The following is a 5,813-nucleotide window of genomic DNA, read 5'->3' as shown; positions in this document are numbered from 1 at the left end:
GCCCCCTCTCCCCCACAGCCCCGGGCGGCGCCCCCCCCCCCCCGGCCCGCGCGGGGGGGGGGGGGGGGGGCGCCCCCCCCCCCCCCCCCCCCCCCCACGTCCACAGTGGACTTCAGCGGATCACGCCTCCGCGGTCCGCGCGGTGAACCCGGTGAGCCGGGTGGCCCGCACGGTGCGCCCGCGCTCGACGGCCAGGTACGAGACCACCAGCCCGGCGAGCCCCCAGATCACCAGCAGCACCACGGTGCCGCCGCCCGGCGCGGAGCCGTCCACCACGGCCCGCAGCGCGTCCTGCGCGGGCCCGACCGGCAGCGCCGCGAGCACCGAGCTCAACGCGGAGGGCACCGCGGTGATGAACCCGGTCGCCAGCAGCACCACCGCGACGAGCATCGCCAGGAACCGGCCGGTGCCGCGCAACGCGCCCGCCAGCGCCTGGTTCACCGCGGTGAACGCGACGGCGGTCAGCATCGCCAGCCCGGCGCAGCCGAACCAGCCGCCCACCGACAGGTCCTGCGCGACGCCGACGACGACCGCGACCAGCAGCCCCTGCGCGAGCCCGACCACCGCGGGCAGCCGGAACTGCCGCAGCGCCAGCGCGAACGAGGACCGCGTCGATTCCAGCGCGCGGCGCGGCACCGCGCGCAGCACCAGGAACGTGGCGATCGCGCCGACCCACAGCGCCAGCACGGAGTACAGCGCGATCCCGGACGAACCGAACCCGAGGCTGCTGCCCTCCGCGGTGGTGATCGGGTTGGCGACGGTCTTGGCGAGCTTGTCGCGGTCGCCGTCGGGGTAGCTGGGCAGCTGGTCCACGGCCTGGTCGAGGCCGGAGGACAGCTGCCCGGTGCCGTCGCCGAGCTGGTGGGCACCGTCGGAGAGACCGCGCACGCCCTGGGCGAGCTGGTCGGCGCCGTCGGCGAGCTGCCCGGCACCGCCACCGGTCTGCGAGATCCCGTCGGCGAGCTGACCCACGCCGCCGTCGAGCTGCTGGGCACCGTCGTGGAGCTGGTCGATGCCGCCGGACAGGGCGACGAGCCCGCCACCGGACTCGGGCGTCTTCCCGGCGAGCGCGGCGAGCCCGCCGGACACGCCGGTGCTGGCCTGCTGCAGCTGCCCGGCACCGTCGCCGAGCGCCTTCGCGGTGGCCGCCTGGATGGCGATCTTGTTGCAGATGGGCAGCGTGCCGGGCGGGCACTCCTTGCTCATCTCGGCGAGGCTTTCGGACATGCCCTGGAGACCACCGGAGAGCTGCTGCACGCCCTGGGCCTCCTGCGCGGACACGTCGGCGAGCTGGCCGACCTGGCCGGGCAGCTGCGCGGTCTGCTCCTTGAGCTGGCCGATGCCGTCGGCGAGCCCGCCCATCCCGGTCTTGAGCTGCTGCGCGCCGCCTTCGAGCGCGCCGATGCCGTCGGCGAGCGCCCGCGAACCGTCCGCGAGCTGGTCGGCGCCACCGGCGAGCTGGTCGGTGCCGCCCGCGAGCTGCTGCGCGCCGTCGGCGAGCGAGGTCGCCCCGTCGGAGGCCTCGCCGAGCTTGTCGCCGAGCGTGTTGAACCCGACGAACACGTTGTCCAGGTAGGTCGTGGTCAGCTGCCTGCCGAGCAGGTCGGCGGCCGTGTTGGTGACGACCCGGCTGATCGCCTCGTCCGCGAACTTGCTGCGGCCGCCGGTGCTGACGTCGATGGTGGCCTTCTTCGCCTGCGCCGGGTCGCCGGAGAAGGAGGTGGCGGCGGCGGAGAAGTTCTCCGGGATCGTCACGACCGCGGCGTAGCTGCCGTCCGCCAGGCCTTCGGCGGCGGTCTGCGGGGTGGCGAACTCCCAGCTGTAGTTGCTCTCGATCTCGCCGCCGACGAGCTTCGCGGACAGCTGCCGCCCGAGCGGGGTGAGCTGGCCGTTCACCTCGACCGGTTCGTCGTTGTTCACGACGGCGGCCTTGACGTCTTTCAACCGGTCCTCGGGTTTGCCCAGCGACCAGATCAGCAGGCCCGCGATCGCCAGCGGTACCAGCAGCAGGCCGATCAGGGGGAGGATCAAGCGGCGCTTCGCCATCGTCTGATTACCTCTGCTTTCTAGCGGATCGCGGCGGAGAGGACGTCGGGCATCGCGGCGTCGTCGCGCAGTTCGGTGAGGGTGGCGGGGGCACCGGCGGGCAGCACGTCGCGCGCCTCGGCAAGCCCGGTGGTGCCGGCGATGACGGTGGTCCCGGCACCGGTGAGCAGTTCGCGGATGCGGCCGCGCTCGCCGGGGTCGGAGGCCCGGTCGGTGCGGTCGAGCACCAGGACCTCCGGTTCTTCGCGCAGCGCCGCCCGCACCGCGTCCGCGCCGCCCGCACCGGCGTCGACGTAGGCGACCCGGGACCGCACGGCGGAGCCGCGGGCGGGGAGCACGTAGCCGAGGACCTTGAGCCGCCCGGAGTCGGGCTGGAGCCTGCCGGACAGCGTCAGCAGCACCGCGGTGATCGCGGATTCGTGCACGCCGCGCACCACGTGGGTGCCGCCGCGCTCCACCAGGAAGCCCACGTCCCGGTAGACGGGTGTGCCGGTGGACGGGTCGTCGAGCCGCAGCCCGGCGCAGGCGATGGCCTCGTTCGAACCAGGGCGCGGCCAGTCGGCGAGCTCGATCTCCTCGCGCAGGTTCTCCCCTTCGACGTCGAAGGCGGGCAGCACCCGGTCCAGCTTCCGCGGCATCCACCACGCCTTCTCCCCCAACAGCGCGAGCACCGCGGGCACCAACGTCATGCGCACGATGAACGCGTCGACGAACACGCCGACCGCGAGCCCCAGCGCGATGGGCTTGAGGTTGGCGTCGCCGTCGGGGACGAACGCGGCGAACACCGCGAACATGATCACCGCGGCCGCGGTGACGACCTTGCCGGAGGAGACGAAACCGGTGTGGATCGCGGCCTGGGCGTCCTTGGTGTGCACGTACTCCTCGCGCATCCGGGACACCAGGAAGACCTCGTAGTCCATGGCGAGGCCGAACAGGATGCCCATCAGCACGATCGGCATGAAGCTGATCACCGGCCCGGTGCGGGCGACGTTGAGCGCCTCGGCGCCCCAGCCGTCCTGGAAGATCAGCGTCACGATGCCCATCGAGGCGCCGATGCTGAGCAGGTAGCCCAGCGTCGCCTTGATCGGCACGGCGATGGAGCGGAACACCATCGTCAGCAGCACCAGCGACAACCCGACCACGACGACGCCGAACGGCAGCAGCGCTTCACCGAGCTTGTCGGAGACGTCGATGCCGACGGCGGTGAAGCCGGTGACGGAGATGTCGATGCCGTAGGCCTCCTGGAAGTGCCCGCGCAGCGAGCGGATCTCCTCGACGAGGTCCTTGGTCTGCTGCGAGTCCGGGGCGCCCTCCGGGATCACCTGCACGATGCCGGTGTCCGCGGTCGGGTTCGGCACGGCCATCGGCACGTCGGCGACGCCGGGCAGCCGTTCGATCTCGGCCTTGAGGTCGTTCATCAGGCCGAGCGGGTCTTCGCTGGTGACGATGCTGCCGGTGACGATCAGCGGCCCGTTGAAGCCCTGCGGGAAGTGCTCGTCGGTGAGGTCGTAGGTGACCCGCGCCGGGTCGCCGTGCGGCAGCGCGCCCGCGTCGGGGAGCCCGAGGCGGAGCCCGGCGGCGGGCACGGTCGCGATGCCGAGGACGCCGACGACGATGAGCACGGTGACGATCGGGAAGCGGGTCGCGGCGCGGACCCAGCCGGCGAAGAACCGCTCGCCCACCGGCGGCTTGGCGCGGTCGGCGCGAGTGCGCTTGCCCGCCCGCGCCGACCGCGGGGTGAGCCGGGCCCCGGCGAAGCCGAGCAGCGCCGGGATGAGGGTGAGCGAGACGAGCACGGCGATGGCGACGGCGACGGCACCGGCGACGCCCATCGTGGTGAGGAACGGGATGCCCGCGACGCCGAGGCCGACGAGCGCGATCACCACGGTCAGCCCGGCGAAGATCACCGCGGAACCCGCGGTGGCGGTGGACCGCGCCGCGGCCTCCTGCGGCGACACGCCCTGGGCGAGTTCCTGCTGGTGCCGGGAGACGATGAACAGCGCGTAGTCGATGCCGACGGCGAGGCCGAGCATCAGCGACAGCAGCGGCGTGGTCGCGGTGACGGAGCCGAACGCGGTCGAGACGAGGATGAGCGCGGTGGAGACGCCGACCCCGATCAGCGCGTTCACCAGCGGCATGCCCGCGGCGAGGAACGAGCCCAGCGTGATCATCAGCACCACGATGGCGATCACCAGGCCGAGCGCTTCGACGATGCTGATGCCGGGGAAGCTCTGCGCGAACAGCGGCCCGCCGTAGGAGGACTGGGAGCCCTCCGGGAGCCGCTGCTGGAGGTCGGCGGAGATCTGGGCGATGTGGTCCTTGGTGGGCTGACCGATCTCCATGGTCTGCCCCTCCAGCTGGATCATGATCAGGGCGGCTTCGCCGTCCTCGCTGATCGATCCGCCGAGGTCCGCGTTGTAGGGCGAGACGATGGAGGCGGCCTCGTCCATGCCTTCGAGCTCGTCCACGGACCGCTCGACCTCGCGCTGCACGGCCGGGGCGCGCACGTCGTCGGCGACCACGATGATCTGCGCGGAGGCGCCGCTGGTCTGCGGGAAGGTCACCGACAGCCGGTCGAGGGCGTTCTGCGCCTCGGTGCCGGGGATCGTGACGTTGTTGTCCATTCCTTTGAACAGGAGACCGGCCGCGCCGCCGGTCACGACGAGCACGAGGAGCCAGATCACGAGGACGGTCTTGCGGGCCGCGTAGGCCCTCCGCCCCAGTGTGTAGAGGAACGAGGACACGCCACACTCCTGTCGCCGGGAAGGTTCTCGCCGGACGGCGGATCACCAGATCAGGGGAAGTGGATACAACGCTGTATCCGATACATGAGCGTATCGGATACGATGAGACGGTTCCACGCGGGCCGCGATCGGCGGGAAATCCGCAGGTGCACACCGCAGGAAGGAAGGTTCGTGATGAGCGCGAACAAGCTCGTCGCACCCGAGGGGCGCGCGGACGCGCCCGCGCGCGAGACCGCCCGGCGCGCCCGGACCCGGGAACGGCTGCTGGACGCCGCCTATCGGCAGTTCAGCGAGCACGGCATCAACGGCGCCTCCATCGAGGCCATCGCCGACGACGCGGGCTTCACCCGCGGCGCGTTCTACTCCAACTTCGGCAGCAAGGAGGAACTGTTCTTCGCGCTCACCGAGCGGGAGAACCGGGCCCGGCTGGAGACGCTGCGCGAACACTTCTCCCGGCTGGTGGCGCCGCTCGGGGAGACCGGCGGCAAACCGGCGCCCGCCCACATCGAAGGCATCATCGCCGACGTCATGTCGTTCCAGCCGGACATCCGGCAGTGGTGCCTGATGCAGAGCGAGTTCCGGCTGCTGGCGCTGCGCGACCCCGACGTGGCCCCGCGGTTCCTGGCCGCCGCGCAGTCCTTCCAGCGCGAGCTCGCCACGATGATCGACACCGCGGTGCGGGCCGTCGGCGTCCGCTTCCGGATCGACACCCTCGACCTCACCCGGCTGCTGGTCGACCAGTTCGACTCGGCCATGCAGGAGGCGATCCTCGCCGGGGACGAGGACCCCGACCGCAGCGTGCGCGAGAAGGTGATGCGAACGCTCCCCCTCCTGGTGCACAGCCTCACCACCACACTGGACGGGGACTGACTGACGACTGTCGTTCGACTCCAGTTGCGCGGCGGGTCGGGTAGCGGAACCTCAGCGGCTTCCTCGCTGCCCGCTTTTCGGTGCGGCCGCGATTTCTGATGCACGTCCAAGTGGACGCCCCGGACGAAGTTCGGAGCCGGGGTGGGTGGGGGC

At 72.1% G+C, this 5,813-nt stretch carries 3 protein-coding genes; 1 reads left to right on the top strand and 2 read right to left on the bottom strand.

Annotation, left to right across the window (positions count from 1 at the left end; translation table 11 throughout):
• Nucleotides 1–120: 120 nt before the first annotated feature.
• Both LCD31_RS00920 and LCD31_RS00915 read right to left on the bottom strand, forming a co-directional pair.
• On the bottom strand, nucleotides 121–2,046 hold the full coding sequence (locus LCD31_RS00920) for a YhgE/Pip domain-containing protein (protein ID WP_224955464.1): 1,926 nt from the start codon (nucleotides 2,044–2,046) through the stop codon (nucleotides 121–123).
• A gap of 20 nt (nucleotides 2,047–2,066) precedes the next feature.
• The gene (locus LCD31_RS00915; protein ID WP_224955463.1) at nucleotides 2,067–4,790 is read right to left on the bottom strand and encodes an efflux RND transporter permease subunit; all 2,724 of its coding nucleotides are present in this window, start codon (nucleotides 4,788–4,790) and stop codon (nucleotides 2,067–2,069) included.
• 174 nt (nucleotides 4,791–4,964) lie between these two features.
• Between LCD31_RS00915 and LCD31_RS00910 the strand changes: the two genes are divergently transcribed.
• Nucleotides 4,965–5,660 (top strand): TetR/AcrR family transcriptional regulator, encoded by a 696-nt coding sequence (locus tag LCD31_RS00910; protein WP_224955462.1) that lies wholly within the window; start codon nucleotides 4,965–4,967, stop codon nucleotides 5,658–5,660.
• Nucleotides 5,661–5,813 lie beyond the last annotated feature (153 nt).

It is taken from the genome of Saccharopolyspora sp. 6M (assembly GCF_020176775.1).
Classification (GTDB): Bacteria; Actinomycetota; Actinomycetes; order Mycobacteriales; family Pseudonocardiaceae; genus Saccharopolyspora_C; species Saccharopolyspora_C gregorii.
Note: the sequence above shows the minus strand (reverse complement) of the source record. Positions and strands in the feature narration are given on the sequence as shown.